The sequence below is a fragment of the Antarctobacter aquimaris genome (genome assembly GCF_900184945.1).
GTDB lineage: Bacteria > Pseudomonadota > Alphaproteobacteria > Rhodobacterales > Rhodobacteraceae > Maliponia > Maliponia aquimaris.
The window spans coordinates 133,915-150,846 of record NZ_FXYF01000005.1; the positions used below are offsets into that span (position 1 = coordinate 133,915).

16 protein-coding genes are annotated in these 16,932 nt (G+C 66.9%); 4 read left to right on the forward strand and 12 right to left on the reverse strand.

The genetic code is table 11. From position 1 onward, the window contains the following. Nucleotides 1-2: 2 nt before the first annotated feature. The 3 genes from MAA8898_RS10815 to MAA8898_RS10825 form a co-directional block, all read right to left on the reverse strand. Nucleotides 3-935, reverse strand: coding sequence for an L-lactate dehydrogenase (locus tag MAA8898_RS10815; protein WP_094021028.1), 933 nt, complete (start codon nt 933-935; stop codon nt 3-5). 308 nt (nt 936-1,243) lie between these two features. Further along, on the reverse strand, nt 1,244-2,608 hold the full coding sequence (locus MAA8898_RS10820; protein WP_094021029.1) for an ammonium transporter AmtB: 1,365 nt from the start codon (nt 2,606-2,608) through the stop codon (nt 1,244-1,246). A gap of 30 nt (nt 2,609-2,638) precedes the next feature. Then, on the reverse strand, nt 2,639-2,977 hold the full coding sequence (locus tag MAA8898_RS10825; protein ID WP_094021030.1) for a P-II family nitrogen regulator: 339 nt from the start codon (nt 2,975-2,977) through the stop codon (nt 2,639-2,641). A 259-nt stretch (nt 2,978-3,236) separates the two neighbouring features. Between MAA8898_RS10825 and MAA8898_RS10830 the strand changes: the two genes are divergently transcribed. Continuing rightward, nucleotides 3,237-5,408, forward strand: a complete 2,172-nt coding sequence (locus MAA8898_RS10830) for a transglycosylase domain-containing protein (protein WP_094021031.1) — start codon at nt 3,237-3,239, stop codon at nt 5,406-5,408. Nucleotides 5,409-5,555: 147 nt separating this feature from the next. Here MAA8898_RS10830 and MAA8898_RS10835 read toward each other — a convergent pair whose 3' ends face one another. Beyond that, nucleotides 5,556-6,143, reverse strand: coding sequence for an MlaC/ttg2D family ABC transporter substrate-binding protein (locus tag MAA8898_RS10835; RefSeq protein WP_176445127.1), 588 nt, complete (start codon nt 6,141-6,143; stop codon nt 5,556-5,558). Nucleotides 6,144-6,156: 13 nt separating this feature from the next. Continuing rightward, nucleotides 6,157-6,903, reverse strand: a complete 747-nt coding sequence (locus tag MAA8898_RS10840; RefSeq protein ID WP_094021032.1) for an MlaA family lipoprotein — start codon at nt 6,901-6,903, stop codon at nt 6,157-6,159. A gap of 196 nt (nt 6,904-7,099) precedes the next feature. On the opposite strand from MAA8898_RS10840, the gene MAA8898_RS10845 reads away from it, so the two are divergent. Then, entirely contained in the window at nt 7,100-8,830 is a 1,731-nt protein-coding gene (locus tag MAA8898_RS10845; RefSeq protein WP_094021033.1) for a type I secretion system permease/ATPase, read from the forward strand. Then, nucleotides 8,827-10,131: an HlyD family type I secretion periplasmic adaptor subunit gene (locus tag MAA8898_RS10850; protein WP_094021034.1), complete on the forward strand. Its 1,305-nt coding sequence runs from the start codon at nt 8,827-8,829 to the stop codon at nt 10,129-10,131. The genes MAA8898_RS10845 and MAA8898_RS10850 overlap by 4 nt, the downstream gene beginning before the upstream one ends. Nucleotides 10,132-10,198: 67 nt before the next feature. On the opposite strand, the gene MAA8898_RS10855 is transcribed toward MAA8898_RS10850, so the two are convergent. The 4 genes from MAA8898_RS10855 to MAA8898_RS10870 all read right to left on the reverse strand — a co-directional run bounded on the left by MAA8898_RS10855 (nt 10,199) and on the right by MAA8898_RS10870 (nt 13,288). Continuing rightward, a complete protein-coding gene (locus MAA8898_RS10855; protein ID WP_094021035.1) occupies nt 10,199-11,179 on the reverse strand; it encodes an MBL fold metallo-hydrolase in 981 nt (326 codons plus the stop codon). 81 nt (nt 11,180-11,260) lie between these two features. Continuing rightward, nucleotides 11,261-11,446, reverse strand: coding sequence for a hypothetical protein (locus MAA8898_RS10860; RefSeq protein WP_141194829.1), 186 nt, complete (start codon nt 11,444-11,446; stop codon nt 11,261-11,263). Between the two features lie 82 nt (nt 11,447-11,528). Next, nucleotides 11,529-12,086, reverse strand: coding sequence for a 16S rRNA (guanine(966)-N(2))-methyltransferase RsmD (gene rsmD, locus MAA8898_RS10865; protein ID WP_094021037.1), 558 nt, complete (start codon nt 12,084-12,086; stop codon nt 11,529-11,531). Next, the gene (locus MAA8898_RS10870) at nt 12,083-13,288 is read right to left on the reverse strand and encodes an NAD(P)/FAD-dependent oxidoreductase (protein WP_094021038.1); all 1,206 of its coding nucleotides are present in this window, start codon (nt 13,286-13,288) and stop codon (nt 12,083-12,085) included. Before MAA8898_RS10870 ends, rsmD begins: the two co-directional genes overlap by 4 nt. An 82-nt stretch (nt 13,289-13,370) precedes the next feature. On the opposite strand from MAA8898_RS10870, the gene MAA8898_RS10875 reads away from it, so the two are divergent. Next, nucleotides 13,371-13,859, forward strand: coding sequence for a peroxiredoxin (locus MAA8898_RS10875; RefSeq protein WP_094021039.1), 489 nt, complete (start codon nt 13,371-13,373; stop codon nt 13,857-13,859). Nucleotides 13,860-14,102: 243 nt separating this feature from the next. On the opposite strand, the gene MAA8898_RS10880 is transcribed toward MAA8898_RS10875, so the two are convergent. From MAA8898_RS10880 to MAA8898_RS10890, 3 genes are all read right to left on the reverse strand, one after another. After that, nucleotides 14,103-15,278: a peptidase S41 gene (locus MAA8898_RS10880; RefSeq protein ID WP_245853360.1), complete on the reverse strand. Its 1,176-nt coding sequence runs from the start codon at nt 15,276-15,278 to the stop codon at nt 14,103-14,105. A gap of 155 nt (nt 15,279-15,433) precedes the next feature. Beyond that, complete coding sequence (locus MAA8898_RS10885; protein ID WP_094021040.1) at nt 15,434-15,724, reverse strand: 4a-hydroxytetrahydrobiopterin dehydratase; 291 nt, start codon at nt 15,722-15,724, stop codon at nt 15,434-15,436. After that, entirely contained in the window at nt 15,721-16,920 is a 1,200-nt protein-coding gene (locus MAA8898_RS10890; RefSeq protein ID WP_094021041.1) for a GNAT family N-acetyltransferase, read from the reverse strand. The genes MAA8898_RS10885 and MAA8898_RS10890 overlap by 4 nt, the downstream gene beginning before the upstream one ends. Nucleotides 16,921-16,932 lie beyond the last annotated feature (12 nt).

Sequence of the window (16,932 nt, forward strand, 5' to 3'; positions counted from 1 at the left end):
GGCTACAGCGGGACGCTGTCGGCCATCTCTTTCAGCAAGGTGGCCGAGTGGCGCAGCGCCTCCGTCTCGGGCGCGTCGAGGTCGGGCCAGAGCGTGGCCGACACGCCCTGCGCCCCCACCAGGCGCGGCAGGGACAGCGCCACCTGCGGCACGCCCAGCGCATCCGCCTCGACCATCGACACAGACAGCACCGCCTGTTCGTCGCGCCCGATGGCGGTGACGATCCGCGCCAGCCCTGCGCCGATGCCGTACCATGTCGCGCCCTTGCCGGCGATGATGGTATAGGCCGCGCGGCGGACGCCGTGGTCGATCTCGGCGCGCACGCGGTCTGTCAGCGCGGCGCCGACCTGCGCGGCAAAGGCCGCCAGCGGCACCGATCCGGCGCGCACGCTGGACCAGGCCAGCACCTCGCTGTCGCCGTGTTCGCCCAGCACATAGCCGTGGATCGACCCCGGCGAGATGCCCAGGTGCCGGCCGATCAGCCAGCGGAACCGCGCCGTGTCGAGGATCGTGCCCGAGCCGATGACCCGTTCGGGCGGCAGGCCCGACAGCGTGGTGGAGATTTGCGTGATCACGTCCACCGGGTTGCTGGCCACCAGCAGGATCGCGCCCGGCGCGACCTCCATCACCCGGCCGATCACGGCGCGGAACACCTCGGCGTTGCGGCCCAGCAGCTGGGGGCGCGTTTCACCCGGTTTCTGCGACACGCCGCAGGCCAGGATCACCACCGAGGCCCCGGCGATGTCCGGGTAATCCCCCGCGCGCACCACGGTGGAGCCGGCAAAGGGCACCGCGTGGGCGATGTCCTCGGCCTCGGCCCTGGCGCGCGCGGCGTTGAGGTCGATCAGGACCAGCTCGGACACGGCGTTTTGCAGGACCAGCGCGAACGCGGTGGCAGAGCCCACCATGCCCGCACCGACAATGGCGACTTTCATCCGGGATACTCCGTCAGGTTGCGGTTGCGGTAGGCGGAACTCTCTCCCGGATGGCGGGGGAAGCCAAGCACAGTGCAGGGATCGCCGCGCGGCCCGCCGACGCGGCCCGCTATACCCCACCCGGCGAGATCGCTGCGCGACCCGCTGACGTTGCACCCGGCATGTCGAGGCTGTGGGGCCCGCGGGATCCTGCTGCGCAGGACCCGCTATGCCCCACCCGGCGGGATCGCTGCGCGACCCGCCGTGAAAAAACCCGGGCGATCGCGCGCCCGGGCCAGTGGTCACAAGAGCCGAGTGGAAGGAGACCCTCAGCCCCTGGAGAATTCGGGATAGGCCTCCATGCCCAGCTCGGCCATGTCGAGACCGGTGATCTCTTCCTCTTCCGACACGCGGATGCCCATGACCGCCTTGAGGATGAACCACAGGATGCCCGAGGTCACGAAGACGAAGACACCGACGATCACGATCGAGATTAGCTGGCCGCCGAGGGTGGCGTCGCCGTTGGTCAGGACCACGGCCAGCGTGCCCCAGATGCCGGCGCAGAGGTGCACCGGGATGGCGCCCACGACGTCGTCGATCCTGAACTTGTCCAGCAGCGGCACGGCAAAGACCACGATCACACCGCCCACGGCGCCGATCAGGGTGGCCTGGCCCAGCGTCGGGGTCAGCGGTTCTGCGGTGATCGACACGAGGCCGGCCAGCGCGCCGTTCAGCACCATGGTCAGGTCGACCTTCTTGTACACCACCTGGGTCAGGATCAGCGTGGCGAGGGCGCCACCGGCAGCCGCCGTGTTGGTGTTGGCGAAGATGCGCGACACGTCGGCGACGTCACCCACGGTGCCCATGGCCAGCTGCGAGCCGCCGTTGAAGCCGAACCAGCCCAGCCACAGGATGAAGGTGCCCAGCGTGGCCAGCGTCAGGTTGGAACCCATGATCGGGTGCACGCGGCCGTCCTTGCCGTATTTGCCAAGACGCGGACCCAGGATCAGCGCGCCCGCCAGCGCGGCCCAGCCACCGACCGAGTGCACGACCGTCGAGCCGGCGAAGTCGAGAAAGCCGTACTGCGTGTCGAGGAAACCGCCGCCCCACTTCCACGAGGCCTGGATCGGGTAGATGAGGCCGGTCAGGACCACGGTGAAGATCAGGAAGGGCCACAGCTTGATCCGCTCGGCCAGGGTGCCGGACACGATCGACGCGGTGGTGGCGCAGAACATCAGCTGAAAGAAGAAGTCCGAGCCGGTCGAGGCATAGCCGTAGTCGTCCGCGCCGTCGCGGGCCAGGCCCACGGCTTCGAGGACGGCGACGCCGAAGGCGCCGAGGTAGCCGCCAGTCTCATCGGTGCCGATCGACCAGCTGCCCAGCGGGTACATCAGGTTGTAGCCGATGAGGTAATACATGATGCCGGCGATGGAGAAGAGCGCGATGTTCTTGGTGCACTGCATCGCCACGTTCTTGGTCCGCACCAGGCCGGCCTCGAGCATGGCAAAGCCCGCGGCCATCCACATCACCAGGAAGCCGCCGACAAGGAACAGCAGCGAGTTCAGGATGAAGATCGAGTCGGTCGAGGCATCGATCCCGGCCACCGGCACGGCTTCGGCCGCATCCTGCGCGAGGCCAAGGCTCGGCACGGCCAGCAGCAGCGCGGTCGGTGCGAGCGTCTTGAGAAGTGTCATATCCGTTTCCCTCATGATGAACTGCACCCTTCAGAGCGCGTCTGCGTCGGTTTCGCCGGTGCGCACGCGCACGGCCTGAAGCACGTCGAGCACGAAGATCTTGCCGTCGCCGATCTTGCCGGTCTGCGCGGTGGTCCTGATGGTCTCGATCACCTGATCGGCCATCGACGCGGCGACGACGATTTCCAGTTTGATTTTCGGCACGAAATTCACGGCATATTCCGCGCCGCGGTAGATTTCGGTATGGCCGGACTGAGAGCCGAAGCCCTTGATCTCCGTCACCATCATGCCGCGCACGCCGATGCCGGTGAGGGCTTCGCGCACCTCTTCCAGCTTGAACGGCTTGATCGTTGCAATGATCAGTTTCACCTTGGTCCCCTTCGGTCTGGCAGGGCACGCCCCGCAGTTTGCCCCCGCAGAAGGACGGTGGCAGAGGGACGAATTGAAGGGAGAAGCCCGGTTTTCGGGAAAATCCGCCGGCCGGCCTGCTCAATATTTGCGCTGTTTTTCCCTGGCGGTGAATTATTGTGCGAAAAATAAACGTGAGGGCCGCTTGCCGATGGTCAACATTCCTGTCCAAAGACGATAGACTCGCGCAGCGAGAGCAGGGACGAAGCAGGCAGTTTCAATGAGCACCTCCAAGGGAAAACCCAGGCGGCTGGTGGCGGACCGCCGTTATCCGCGCGGCGCGGCGCCGGACAAACAGGCCGCCAAATCCGCCAAGCCGGCCAAGCCGGCCAGGACCCGCAGCCGCCGCACACCGGCCCGGGCGCGGCGCCGGGGGCCGATCGGGGTGCTGGCGGCGCTGGCGTCGTGGATCGTGCGGCTGGTCTTGCGGGTGACGATTTCGGCCGTGGTGGTGGCGGGGCTGATCCTGGGCGGGGCGGTGCTGTACACCTACAGTTCGCTGCCCGACCTGTCGCAGGTGCTGGACGGGCGGGCGCGCGGGTCGGTCACGCTGCTGGACCGCGATGGCGAAGTCTTTGCCCTGCGCGGCGACCAGTTCGGCGGCATCGTCACCGCCGAAAGCGTGTCGCCGCACCTCAAGAACGCGGTTGTCGCCACCGAGGACCGGCGGTTCTACTGGCACTTCGGCGTCAGCCCGCGCGGCGTGGCCGGCGCCATCCGCATCAACCTGAGCGAGGGGCGCGGGCCGCTGTCGGGGCACGGCGGTTCGACCATCACGCAGCAGACCGCCAAGCTGCTGTGCCTTGGCGTCGAATACGACCCGACCGTGTGGAAGAAGGAAGCCGACTACCTCGCCGACTGCCGCGCCGGTTCGCTCAAGCGCAAGGCGCAGGAGGCGATCTATGCCATGGCCATGGAGGCCAAGTACACCAAGGACGAGATCCTCTCGATCTACCTCAACCGCGCCTACATGGGCAGCGGCGCCTATGGCGCCGAGGCCGCGGCGCAGCGGTATTTCTCGAAACCGGCCAGCGCGCTGAACCCGGCCGAGGCGGCGATGCTGGCGGGGCTGCTGACCGCGCCCTCGACGCTGGCGCCGACGGCGAACCTCAAGCGCAGCCAGGACCGCGCGGCGACGGTGCTGCGGCTGATGAACGAACAGGGCTACCTCAGCAACGAGGAAACCCAGCGCTACCAGGACAACCCGGCGGTTCTGTCCGACAACGCATCGGCCATGCGCGGCGGCTATTTCGCCGACTGGGTGATGCAGTCGGGGCCGGATTTCTTCACCCGCGACACCACCGAAGACGTGATCATCGAAACCACGTTGGACCAGCGCATGCAGCGCGTCACCGCCGAGGCGGTGAACAAGGTCATGGGCGAAAAGCTGAAAGCCGGGTCCAAGGCCGAGGTCGCGGTGGTGGTGATGTCGGCGGACGGGGCGGTGCGGGCGATGATCGGCGGGCGCGACACCGATGCCTCGGGCCTGTTCAACCGGGCGACGCAGGCGGTGCGGCAGACCGGATCGGCGTTCAAGCCGTTTGTCTACGCCACGGCGCTGGAACTGGGCTATTCGCCGCTGGATACGGTCGAGGATGCGCCCTACTGCCTGAACATCCCCGGGTCGGGCGAATGGTGCCCGGAAAACTACTCGCGCCAGCATTTCGGCCGGGTGACCCTGGTCGAGGCGCTGGAGAGGTCGCTGAACGTGCCGGCGGTCAAGGTGTCCGAGAGCGTCGGCCGCGACCTGGTGCTGCGGGTGGCGCGCGATTTCGGCATCGTGCGCGAGCTGTCGGACACGCCCGCGCTGGCGCTTGGCGCGTCCGAGGCGACTCTGCTGGAGATGACCGGCGCCTATGCCGGCATCCTGAACGGCGGCTCTTCGGTGACACCCTACGGGCTGCGGGTGCTGCGGCTGAAAGGCCAGCCCGAGCCGCTGATGGGGTCCGGCGGCGGCATCGGCGAACGCGTGGTGCGCGAGGAAGCGGCCCGACAGCTGGTCTGGATGATGCACAAGGTGGTGACCAGTGGCACCGGCGGCCGCGCCGCCCTGCCCGACCGCCAGGTCGCCGGCAAGACCGGCACCAGCCAGGAGGCCCGCGACGCCTGGTTCGTCGGCTTCACCGCCGACTACGTGGCCGGCGTCTGGATGGGCTACGACGACAACACGCCGCTTCAGGGGGTGACGGGCAGCGGGCTGCCGGCGGAGATCTGGCACGAGGTGATGCTGCGCATCCACGAGGGCCTGCCGCCGCGGCCCCTGCCGATGACGGAGCCGGTGGCGCCGGTGGTCGTGCAGCCCGAACCGGCGCCGGTCCCGCAACAGGACCGACAACAGCAACGCCAGACCATCCTGGAGCAGGTTCTGCGGGATCTGCTGGGCGGAAACTGAGAGGGGCGCGCGCGGGTCATGCCGGGGGAAAAGGGCCTTCGAAGGCCCTTTCTCAACGCGCTTGCAAGCGCGTTTTCAAGCGGCTTCGAAGCCGCTTGAAAGAAAGGCGTTTCGAAACGCCTTTCCCGTGCGGGACGGGCGCCGCGCTCAGCCTGCCCTGCGCAGGTCCGCGATCAGCGTGTCGATGTTGCCGCGACGGGCGTCCAGCATGGCGCCGATCTCGGTCCGCTCGGTCAGCAGCATGTCCACGCCCTCGATGAACATGTTGTAGAAACGCTTCGAGTCGGAGACGTGAAAGCTGACCTCGAACGGGTCGGTGCCCCGCAGGAACGCCGTGCACTGCACCTCGTAGCCGCGGCGGATCGTCTTGACCCTCTGCACGTCGAGCCGCCCGCCGATAAACTCGCGGAACCGCTTGCCGTACTTGCGCGAGATGTAGCCGGTGAAGGCCTCGGTAAAGGCCTTCTTCTGCGCGTTGGTCGCGCGCCGCCCGTCCACCCCCAGCGCGGTCGCGGCGATCACCTTGGTGTCGCCGTACTTGACGAAGATGCGTTCGAACTCGCGGAACATGCCCGACTCGGACTTGCCCGAGGCGATGACGGCGTTGATCTCTTCGACCATCCTGCCAACCAGCGCCGCCGCCTCCTGGCCGCTCAGGGCCAGCGCCGGCGCGGCGGGCAAGGCGGCCAGCGCCGCTCCGGTGGTGAGGAAGCTGCGTCGTGTCAGGTGAGTCATGACAGTCTCCTGGTCAAAATCCTTCGGTGTCCACCGAAAGGGGGTCGAAATCTGCCCCGCCCGGGGCCTCTTCGCCCAATTCGTGCCGGCGGTTCTGAAGATACATCAGCCGCAGTTGCGCGTAGCTGTCGGCGCTGGCGTAGACCGACTCGATGATGCCGTCAAACTGGCTGCGCTCGCCGATCTTGTCCAACCCCTTGGCAACGGTGCCGATGTAGCGTTCCGGCTTGGGTACAACATACGCCACCGGGTCCGTCAGCAGGTCGACGAGGATACCGGCGGTATCCCGCTCGGTCGAGGGGCCGAGCAGCGGCAGTTCCTGGTAGGCGCCCTCGGGCACGCCCCAGACGGACAGCGTCTCGCCAAAGCCGGAGTCGTCCGGCGCCAGCCCCCATTCGTTGGCCACGTCGAACAGACCGCCCACCCCGATGGTCGCGTTCAGCGTAAAGCGCATGGTGTTGGAGGTGGCGCGCACGAGCCGGCCCTGCAACAGCTGGTTGACCACGGTCTGCGGCAGCGACACCGTGTCGGCAAAGGTGGAGATCCGATCCTGCGCGAAACCCGGCACCACCCCGGCGTAGCCCGGCCCGTCGCCGGAGAACAGCCGCGTGTCGAGATCGCGGTTGAAGGCATGCACCTTGCGGTTCTGCGTCTCGTAGGGATCGTGGATGCCTTCGGGAGCGCCGCCCGGTCCCGGCACGGAACACCCGGCCAGGACTGCGGCCACCCCTGCCAGCATCACCACCCTGGATCCACGCATGCCTGTCCGTCCTTTTCAAACCACTTGGGAAAGCCCTTGGGCTCCCCTAAAAGAGTATGTAATTTCGTATCCGATTGCACCCAACGAAGGATGCCGGAATCTCTTACCATGTGGCACGTTCGCGACATGAATGGAGACAGGGTCAACACTGTCACAGATTCCGGCCCGTGACAAAGCGAAGGGCACCGAGCGGCGCATGACCACCCAACAGAAAGACACCGGCCGCGAGGAACTGCGCGCGGCCCGACGAAAAAGCCGCGTGTTCTACTGGTTTGTCGGAATCTTCAGCTTTTTCGTGAACATGCTGATGTTGACCGGGCCGCTGTACATGCTCCAGGTCTATGACCGGGTGCTGGGGTCGCGCTCGGTGGCGACGCTGATCGCGCTGTCGGTGCTGGTGCTGTTCCTCTACGGCATGATGGGCCTGCTGGACTACGTGCGCAGCCGAATCATGGCGCGGGTCGCGGCGCGGTTCCAGGCCGCGCTGGACCTGCGGGTGTTCGACGCGGTGCTGCGGCGCGCCGCCGTGCAGAACGACGAACTGGCCCAGACCGGGCTGCGCGATCTTGAATCGGTGCAGCGGCTGATGTCCTCGCCGGTGCTGATGGCCTTTTTCGACCTGCCCTGGACGCCGGTCTTCATCTTCGCGATCTTCATCTTTCACCCCTGGATGGGCTGGCTGGCGGTCGGCGGCGGGCTGTTCCTGGTGGCGGTCACGCTGCTGAACCAGGTGCTGAGCAAGACGCCGACGCTGAAATCCAACATGGCCGTGATGCAGGCCGAACGCACCGCCGACCAGATCCGCCAGGAGGCCGAGATGGTGCAGGCGCTGGGCATGCGCGAGGATGCGTTCAATCGCTGGATGGTCGCGCGCAGCCAGTCGCTTTCGGGGCAGATCACCTCGGCCGACCTCAGCGGCACCTTCACCACGATGACCAAGACCTTTCGCATGCTGTTGCAGTCGGCGATGCTGGGTCTGGCGGCCTACCTGGTGCTTCAGGGCCTGCTGACGCCGGGCGCGATGATCGCCGGGTCGATCCTGATGGGCCGCGCGCTGGCGCCGATCGAGCTGATGATCGGCCAATGGGCGCTGGTGCAGCGCGCGCGCAAGGGCTGGGACAACCTGGCCCAATTGCTGACCGAGGTGCCGGAGGCCGGCACGCGCACCGCCCTGCCCAAGCCACAGGCCAAGCTGGACGTACAGCAGCTGACCGTGGTCGCCCCCGGCGAACAGCAGGCCGCGCTGCGGCTGGTGTCGTTCAACGTCGGGCCCGGCCAGGCCTGCGGCGTGATCGGGCCTTCGGGCGCGGGCAAGTCGACGCTGGCGCGGGCGCTGACCGGGGTCTGGCGCCCCGCGGGTGGCAAGATCCGGCTCGACGGTGCCTCGCTGGACCAGTACGGCGCCGAAACGCTGGGCAAGCACATCGGCTACCTGCCGCAGCGCGTGACCCTGTTCGACGGCACCATCGCCGAGAACATCGCCCGCCTGTCCGCCCAGCCTGACGCGGAAAAGGTGGTCGCCGCAGCGATGAAGGCCGACGCGCACGACATGATCCTCAAGCTGCCGAACGGCTATGACACCCGCGTCACCGCCGCCGGCGGGCGGCTGTCGGGTGGCCAGATGCAGCGCATTGGCCTGGCCCGCGCCATGTACGGCGACCCGGTGATCCTGGTGCTGGACGAACCCAACTCGAACCTCGACAACGAAGGTTCGGAGGCGGTCAACAAGGCGATCAAGTCGTTCAAGGAAGACGGCAAGGCGGTGCTGATCATGGCGCACCGCCCCGCCGCGATCAAGGAATGCGACCTGCTCTTGATGCTGGAAAACGGCGGCCGCGCCGCCTTCGGACCCAAGGACGAGGTGCTCCAGGCCATGGTCAAGAACCACCAGCAATTGCAGAAGGCCGGACCGGGAGGTGTCAGATGACCCCTGAACAGCAATTCTCCGTGCGCAGTCCGATGATCGCGGGGATCATCGGGCTGGTGATCCTGGTCGGCGGCTTTGGCGGCTGGTCCGCGACCACCATGATCTCGGGGGCGATCGTCGCCAGTGGCCAGATCCAGGTCGACCGGAACCGCCAGGTGGTGCAGCACCCCGACGGCGGCGTGGTGGCCGAGATCCTCGTCGAGGAGGGCGACACCGTGACCGAGGGTGAGATCCTGATCAAGCTCGACCCGACGCTGCTGCGTTCGGAACTCAAGATCACCGAGGGCCAGCTCTACGAGATCATGGCCCGCCGCGCCCGGCTCCAGGCCGAGCGCGACAACGGCGACGAGATCGTCTTTGCCGAGGAACTGCTGGCCCGCGCCGAACTGGACCCGGAGGTCTTTGAACTGGTCGAAGGCCAGCGCAACCTGTTCTTTGCCCGCCGCGAATCGGTGCAGGCGGAGATCGAGCAGTTGTCCAAGCGGTCCGACCAGATCGCCGACCAGGTGATCGGCATCGAGGCGCAGCAGGAGGCGCTGGGCCGCCAGCTGGAGCTGATTCGCGAGGAACTGGTGGGCAAGGAGGAGCTGCGCAAGCAGGGCCTTGTCCGCGCGCCCGAGATCCTGGCCCTGCAACGCGAGGAAGCCCGGCTGGCCGGGTCGGTCGGCGAGCTGACCGCCACAAAGGCGCAGGCCGAAGGCCGCATCACGGAAATCGACATCCAGATCCTGACCCTGCGTACCAAGCGCCGCGAGGAGGCGATCACCACCCTGCGCGACCTGCAGTTCCGCGAACGCGAGCTGGCCGAACAGCGCCTGGCGATCCGCGAACGCCTGAGCCGGATGGAGATCACCGCCCCGGTCGACGGCATCGTCTACGGGCTGACGGTCTTTGCGCAGCGCTCGGTCGTGCGGCCGGCCGATCCGGTGATGTTCATCATCCCGCAGGACCGCCCGCTGGTGATCGCAGCCCAGGTCGAGCCGATCCACATCGACCAGATCTACATCAACCAGGAGGTGTCTCTGCGCTTTTCCTCGCTGGACCAGCGCGAGACGCCGGAACTGTTCGGCCACCTGACCAAGATCTCGGCCGACGCCTTTCAGGACCAGAACACCGGCATCCAGTACTACCGGGTCGAAATCGTGCTGAGCGAGGGCGAGGCCGCGCGCCTGCCCGAGGGCACAGTGCTGATCCCCGGCATGCCGGTCGAGGCCTTCATCCGCACCGCCGACCGCACGCCGCTGGCCTACCTCGTGAAACCCTTCACCGACTACTTTGCCAAGGCGTTCCGCGAAAGCTGAGCCTTTGCAGGACACATGAAAAAGCTCCGGTCGATGACCGGGGCCTTTTGCGTTCAGCGCGCAGCACCTACCACTGCCAGAGCGCCGGGACAAAGCGGAAGGCGTCGCCCTCGCGCGCGATATGGCCCACCCCCGGGAAGGGGAAGTGGTAACCCAGCACCGCCATCCGGTCGGCCGCGGCCATGTCCAGCAGGCGCCGCCGCGTCGCCACGGTCTGCTCGGCATCCATGTCCGAGCTGCCCACCCAGTCCGGCCGCGTCGTGCTCATCCAGGCGTGGGTCATGCAGTCGCCCAGCGCGATCAGCTGCTTGCCGCCCGATTCGACCACCACCGACATGTGCCCCGGCGTGTGGCCGGGCGTGTCGATCACCCGCACCCCCGGCACGATCTCTGTGCCATCCGAGGTGAGTTCCCACTCCGCGCCCTCGACGTTCAGCGAATTGACCGCCCCCACCACGAATTGCTGCAAGTCCGGCGTGACACGGTCGACCAGACCGTCCTGCAGCCAGAAATCGCGCTCCGTCCCGCCGATGTAATAGGCGGCATCGGGAAAGATCGCCTCGTCGAAATCGTCGCGGATGCCCCAGATGTGGTCCGGGTGGGCATGGGTAAAGACGACGTGGGTGATCGAGGCCGGGTCGATGCCGGCGCTCTCGAGGTTGGCCATCAGCCGGCCCGAGGTCGGCAAGAAGCGGTTGCCCGAACCGACATCGACCAGCACCGTCGCGTCACCCGACTGCACGACCAGGTGGTTGGTGTGGGAATAGTTCATCTCGGTCGACAGGAAGTAGCTTTCGAGAAAGGCCTTTACCTCCTCCGGGTCGGCATTGACGCCAAGGCCGGCGGCGGGGATCTCGAGGTGTCCGTCCGACACCACGGTCAGCACCGCCTCGCCCAGAGTAAAGCGGAAATGCGCGGGGTTGGCGGACGCGGGGCCGCCGATCGCCTGCGCGCGGGCGGGCGTGGCCACCAGTGCGGGCAGGGCCAGCGCCGGGGCGGTGGCGGCAAGGTTCAGCAGGTCGCGGCGCGAGGGGCGAAAGATCGACATGAGTCCTCCCAGTCATTCATGGATTTGAATGAGAAGATATCAGCCTTGTGCGGAATCGCCAGTGCCGGATGAGGTGGCCTGTCAGCCTGCGTCCGGCTGCTCCCAGGTGCGCCAGAGCGTCAGCAAAAGGGTGCCCTGGGCATGCGGACAGATGCTGTCGCCGATCAGCACGGGGCCACGGGGCGCCTTGCGCGGTGCCGGCGGGCTGCGGGTGTCGTCGTTGGCGGCGCGCGCCAGGTCACGCGGATCAAGGGTCAGGCTGGTCATGAGGCTCAGCATAGCCGGGACCGGGCAGTCTGGCAAATCCGCGGTGCGCCTGGCCGTAAGGGGGCGGGATGGACCCGGCGTCTTAACTGGCGCGCAGCAGGGTGATCCAGCTGTCGCCGTAGCGGCGGCTGTCTTCGACGGCAAAGCCCGTGGGGGCCTCCTGGGCGGCGCTTTCCTCCCAGACCACCAGCGCGCCGGGCGCGATCCAGCCGCCCGCCTGCGCCGAGGCCATCGCCCGCGCACCCAGCCCCTTGCCATAGGGCGGGTCGAGAAAGACGAGGTCGCAGGGCGTCTCGGCCGGGGGCAGCCGGGCGGCATCGCGCGCGATCAGCTTTGCCCGGTCGGCGCAGTCGAGCAGGGCGATGTTTTCGCGGATCAGGCGGCCAGCGACCCGACCATCGTCGACAAATATGGCCTGCGACGCGCCGCGCGACAGCGCCTCGAGCCCCAGCGCGCCGGTGCCGGCGAAGAGGTCCAGCACCCGGGTGCCCGCGAAAGGATCGCCAAAGCGGCCGCCCGACAGCACGTTGAACAGGCTTTCGCGCACCCGGTCGGTGGTGGGGCGCAGATGCGCGCCCGCGTCGCCCTTGCCCACAGCCGCGAGGCGGCGGCCGCGCCAGTCGCCCGCGACGATCCTCACGCCTTGAGCAGCGCCTTGAGGTCGGTCGCCGTGTCGGTGACGGCCGCAGGGTCCGGGCTCTTGCCCGCTTCGATCAGCCGTTTGCCCACCATGTAGGCGCGGCTGTCGTTGATCGCGTCGACCGCCAGCAGCCGGTCCCCGGCGTAGTACCAGTGCGACAGCGCCTCGCCGTCCTTGCGCACGACGATCCGGTCATAACCCGTGTTCAGCCCGGCGATCTGCAACTTGACGTCGTACTGGTCGGACCAGAACCAGGGCTTGGCCACGTAGGGACGCGCCTGGCCCAGGATGTTGTCGGCCACCAGTTCGCCCATGTCGATGGCGTTGCCGACCGATTCCAGCCGCAGCCGGCGGTCGCCCTGCGGGAAGGAGGCGCAATCGCCCGCCGCCCAGATCGCCGGGTCCGAGGTCTGGCCCAGCTCGTTGACCTTGATGCCGTTGTCGATCTCCAGCCCGCAGCCCTGGGCCAGTTCGGTCGCCGGGGCGATGCCCACGCCGACCACGACGAAATCGACTTCCAGTTCGGTGCCGTCGGTCAGTTCGGCGGCGCAGACATGCGCCTCGCCCACCAGCTGCTTCAGGCCGACGCCCTCGCGCACCGTCACACCGTGCCGCTTGTGCAGGGCGCGGAACCAGGCCGAGGTTTCAGGCGCGGCGACGCGCTGGAGGATGCGGTCGGCAGCCTCGACCAGCGTCACCTTGAGGCCGCGCTTGGCGCAGACGGCCGCCGCCTCGAGGCCGATGTAGCCGCCGCCGACGATCAGCACGCGGCGCTTGGCGCGGCATTGCGGGGCCATGTCGTCCACGTCCTGCAAGGTGCGGACGACGTAGACGCCATCCAGCTCGCCGCCGATGGCGGCCGGCAGGCGGCGCGGCACCGACCCGGTGCAAAGCACGCAATGGTCATAGGGGATCTTCTGGCCGGCGGTGATGACCTGCCTCTTCTTGCGGTCGATCGCGGTCACGGTTTCCGACAGGTGCAGGTCGATGCCGTTCTCCGGGTAATAGCTGGCGGGGCGCAGGTAGAGCCGTTCCAGCTCCATCTCGCCCAGCAGGTAGGCCTTGGACAGCGGCGGTCGCTGGTAGGGCGGCGCGGGTTCCTCGCCGATCAGGGTGATCTTTCCCTCGAGCCCGCCGGACCGCAGACGCGCCACCAGCGAGGCCGCTGCCTGCCCGGCGCCGATCACAACCACGCTGTCCATGTCCGACTCTCCGCTTTCCCTTGGCCCCGGCAAACCTATAGTCCGCTGTACGGGAAACGCAATTCGAAGGAGTGACGGTGCAATGACGATTTCCGAAGGTGACAGCCTGCCGGAGGCCACCCTGGCCCGCATGGGCGACAAGGGACCGGAGCAGGTGACGGTGAGCGCGCTGACCAAGGGGCGCAAGGTGGTGATCTTCGGTCTGCCAGGCGCCTATACCGGCACCTGCACCACGGCGCATGTGCCCAGCTTCATCCGCACCATGGACGGGCTGAAGGCAAAGGGCGTCGAGGACGTGTACTGCGTGTCGGTGAACGATCCCTTTGTCATGGGCGCCTGGGGCGAATCGACCGGGGCGAACGCGGCCGGCATCGGCATGCTGGGCGACCCGGCGGCGGAACTGACCAAGGCCATGGGTCTCGACTTCACCGCGCCGCCCGTCGGGCTGTACGACCGGTCCAAGCGCTATGCCATGCTGGTCGAGGACGGCAAGGTGGTGAAGCTGCAGGTCGAGGAAAGCCCCGGCGTCTGCGAGGTATCGGCTGGCGAAGCCCTGCTCGCCGCGATCTGAGCGCAGAATCGACGGAGGATGGGGGCGCTGCCCCCGTCGTCACCTGCGTGACGACTCCCCCGGGCGTATTTTCACAGAGAAGAAGCAGGGGGCGCGGCGCGGGTCGCGCCCCTTTCCATCTTTTTCGCCGGCAAGCCAACCACGCACCGCAACCGTTGTCTCGCAAGACGCAGGCCCCGTTGGATTCCCGCGACGGCACGGTCACTGCAAGTGCCCGATTTTGCGGACAAAGCGGACGATCGTCTAAGACTTCAGGCTATCGAGAAACTCTCGGCAGAACCGGTCCCGCGACGTGACATCGTCCGAATTTGTGGCCCAGGTACGGTCCAACTCCAGCGTTCCGACCGGGACGATCTCTGCGGCGATCTCGCTGGGCGTGGTCTCGTCGATGCGACCTCCCGCCCAATCATGAAAGGCCGATGAGTATCGGACGATCGCACCGCTGGCCGACAGGTCGAGTGTTCCCCCTTCCGCAAAGAACGTAAGGCCGTCTCCCATCTCTTCGCCGCCAAGTTCGAGCCGCGCTCCGAGACGGTGCTTGAGGATGGCGACGAAGACGATCGCGGCGGAGAAGGTGAATTTGTCGACAAGCACGCCAACCCGGCGATCTTCGGCCCCCTCCGAGATCGCGTCGATCAATGGCATGGTCCGGAGAAAGTTCCCGCCCGTGTTGCCTCGAACATCAATGAGGAGGGGCGTGTCGGGGTGCGATCTCATGCGGCCTGCCGCCTCGGAAACCGCATTCGAAAGGTCCGTTTCACCGGGGTCGAAGAAGCTCGGAAGTCCCATCAGCAGTCCGGGTTTGCCGAAATCGCTTATCTCCAGAAAGGACTTGGGAGACCAGAACGGATTTGCTTTCCCATGCTCGTTTCGCGGGTAGAGCGCAGATCCGGGAACCGTGGTTGCCGTATCCAGGACAAGCGCGCTGACCCGACCCGTGTCATCGCGCATCCCGAATTCGATTGCGCCGCTGCCGGAATACACGCCGAGGCGGACCAAGGCGCCGGGCCAAACGAAAAGGATTGGCCCGATGACGCGTTTTCGTTGTCGTGTTCCCGCCAGGAATTTCTCTGCGGTGACTTCGATCTCGCCCACGGGAATGCCATTGATGGATATCAATTCGCTGCCAAACGACCCGGCGCAACCGGACGTTGCACCGAGCAGTCGGACAGCGGTGCCGATGGTTGCGAATCTGAGAGGCAGGACCGAGATCGCATTGTTTGGGATCAGGCGTGTATGTCCGTTCCCCGGAAGTGCCAGAAGTTGCATCAGGGAAAGGAGGAATTCGTCCTTCGCATTCGCGGATGCATTCTGCCGGGCCTCGACGATGTGACGATCCATTTCCTCGCGTTCGATGGCTCGGAAGCTGGGGTCGGTCGGCAGGACCGTTCTCTCGATTTTCTCGATGTCATGGATCATCGACATGGGTCGATGTGTAGACATGCGTGATCCAATGTCCAGACAGGGCTTTCGGCGGTCATTGCCCGAATCCCGGCCACGGATGCGACGGCACGCGACCGGCAACGCCTCTTGAACGGCGCTTGTGCGGCACAGGCCGCGCCCCACCTCCTGCGTCAGAGGCTGTCGAGTTTGCGCGCGAGTTTCGCGTCCAGCGCCGAGAGCCCGCCCACGTCATGGGTCGATAGGGTGACCTGCACGGTCTTGTAGACGTTGAACCATTCGGGGTGGTGGTTCCATTTCTCGGCCCACAGGGCGGCGCGCGTCATCCACGAGAACGCTTCGACGAAGTCCTTGAATTCAAATGTCTTGCAGATCGCGTCGCGGTCCTGGGCCAGTTGCCAGCCGGTCTTGTACAGCGGTTCGAGCACGGTCTTGCGCGCGGTGTCCGATAGAAGCTCGGTCATTCTGTTTCCTCCCTGCGGTCCTTGCGGAACGGGCCATAGGCGGTGAGGATCTCGATGTCCTCATCGACCGCGCGGCGTTCGGCCTCGAGATAGCGGGCCACCGCCTTGGTGAACCCGGCATCCGCCAGCCAGTGCAACGAATGGGTCTGCCGGGGCAGGTAGCCGCGGGCAAGCTTGTGTTCGCCCTGGGCGCCTGCCTCGACCGATCTCAGCCGCTGCCCGATCGCAAAGTCTATGGCCTGATAGTAGCATGCTTCGAAGTGCAGGCAGGGATGATCCTCGGTACAGCCCCAGTAGCGGCCATAAAGTGCCTCGCGGCCGATGAAATTCAGGGCACCCGCCACGTAATGCCCATTCCGGCGGCACATCACCATGGCGATGTCGTCGCGCAGCGTCGCATGCGCGCGTTCGAAGAATCGCCGTGTCAGGTAGGGGGTGCCCCATTTGCGCGCGCCGGTGTCCTGGTAGAAGACCCAGAAGGCCTCCCAGTGCTCGGGGTGGATCGCGTCGCCGGTCAGCATCTCGATCTCGCCACCGAAGGATTGCGCGCGTTCGCGTTCCTTGCGGATGGTCTTGCGCTTGCGCGAGCTGAGCGAGGCGAGGAAGGCGTCGAAGTCGGCGTAGCCGTCGTTGCGCCAGTGGAACTGCTGGGTGGTGCGGCGCAGGAGGCCCATCTGTTCGCCGGCGATGGCCTCGCCCTCGGTGCAGAAGGTGACATGCAGCGACGACAGGTCGTTGTCGGAGGCCAGTTGCACCGCCGCCTGCACCAGCGCCGACATGCCCAACGCCTCGTATCCCGGTTTCGTCAGGAAGCGCCGCCCGGTGGCCGGGGTGAAGGGCACGGCGATCTGGAGTTTCGGGTAGTAGTGACCGCCCGCCCGTTCGAAGGCATGCGCCCAGTTGTGGTCGAAGATGTATTCGCCCTGGCTGTGCGACTTGGCATACAGCGGCGCGACGGCGACGGTCTGGCCATCGGCCTCGACCGCGAGGTAGCGCGGATCCCAGCCCGTACCGGTGCCGACCGACCCGCTGTCCTCCAGCGCACTGAGGAAGCGGTGGGTGGTGAAAGGGTCGATGGGGCGTCCGCCGTCCGCCGTCTCGGGGCAGGCGCAGGCGTCCCAGGCCTCGGGCGCGATCTGGCGCAGCGAGGTCAGGACGTTGACGGAAACCGTCGGGGGGGTGCTCTGGTCGGTCATGGCACCTGTCAA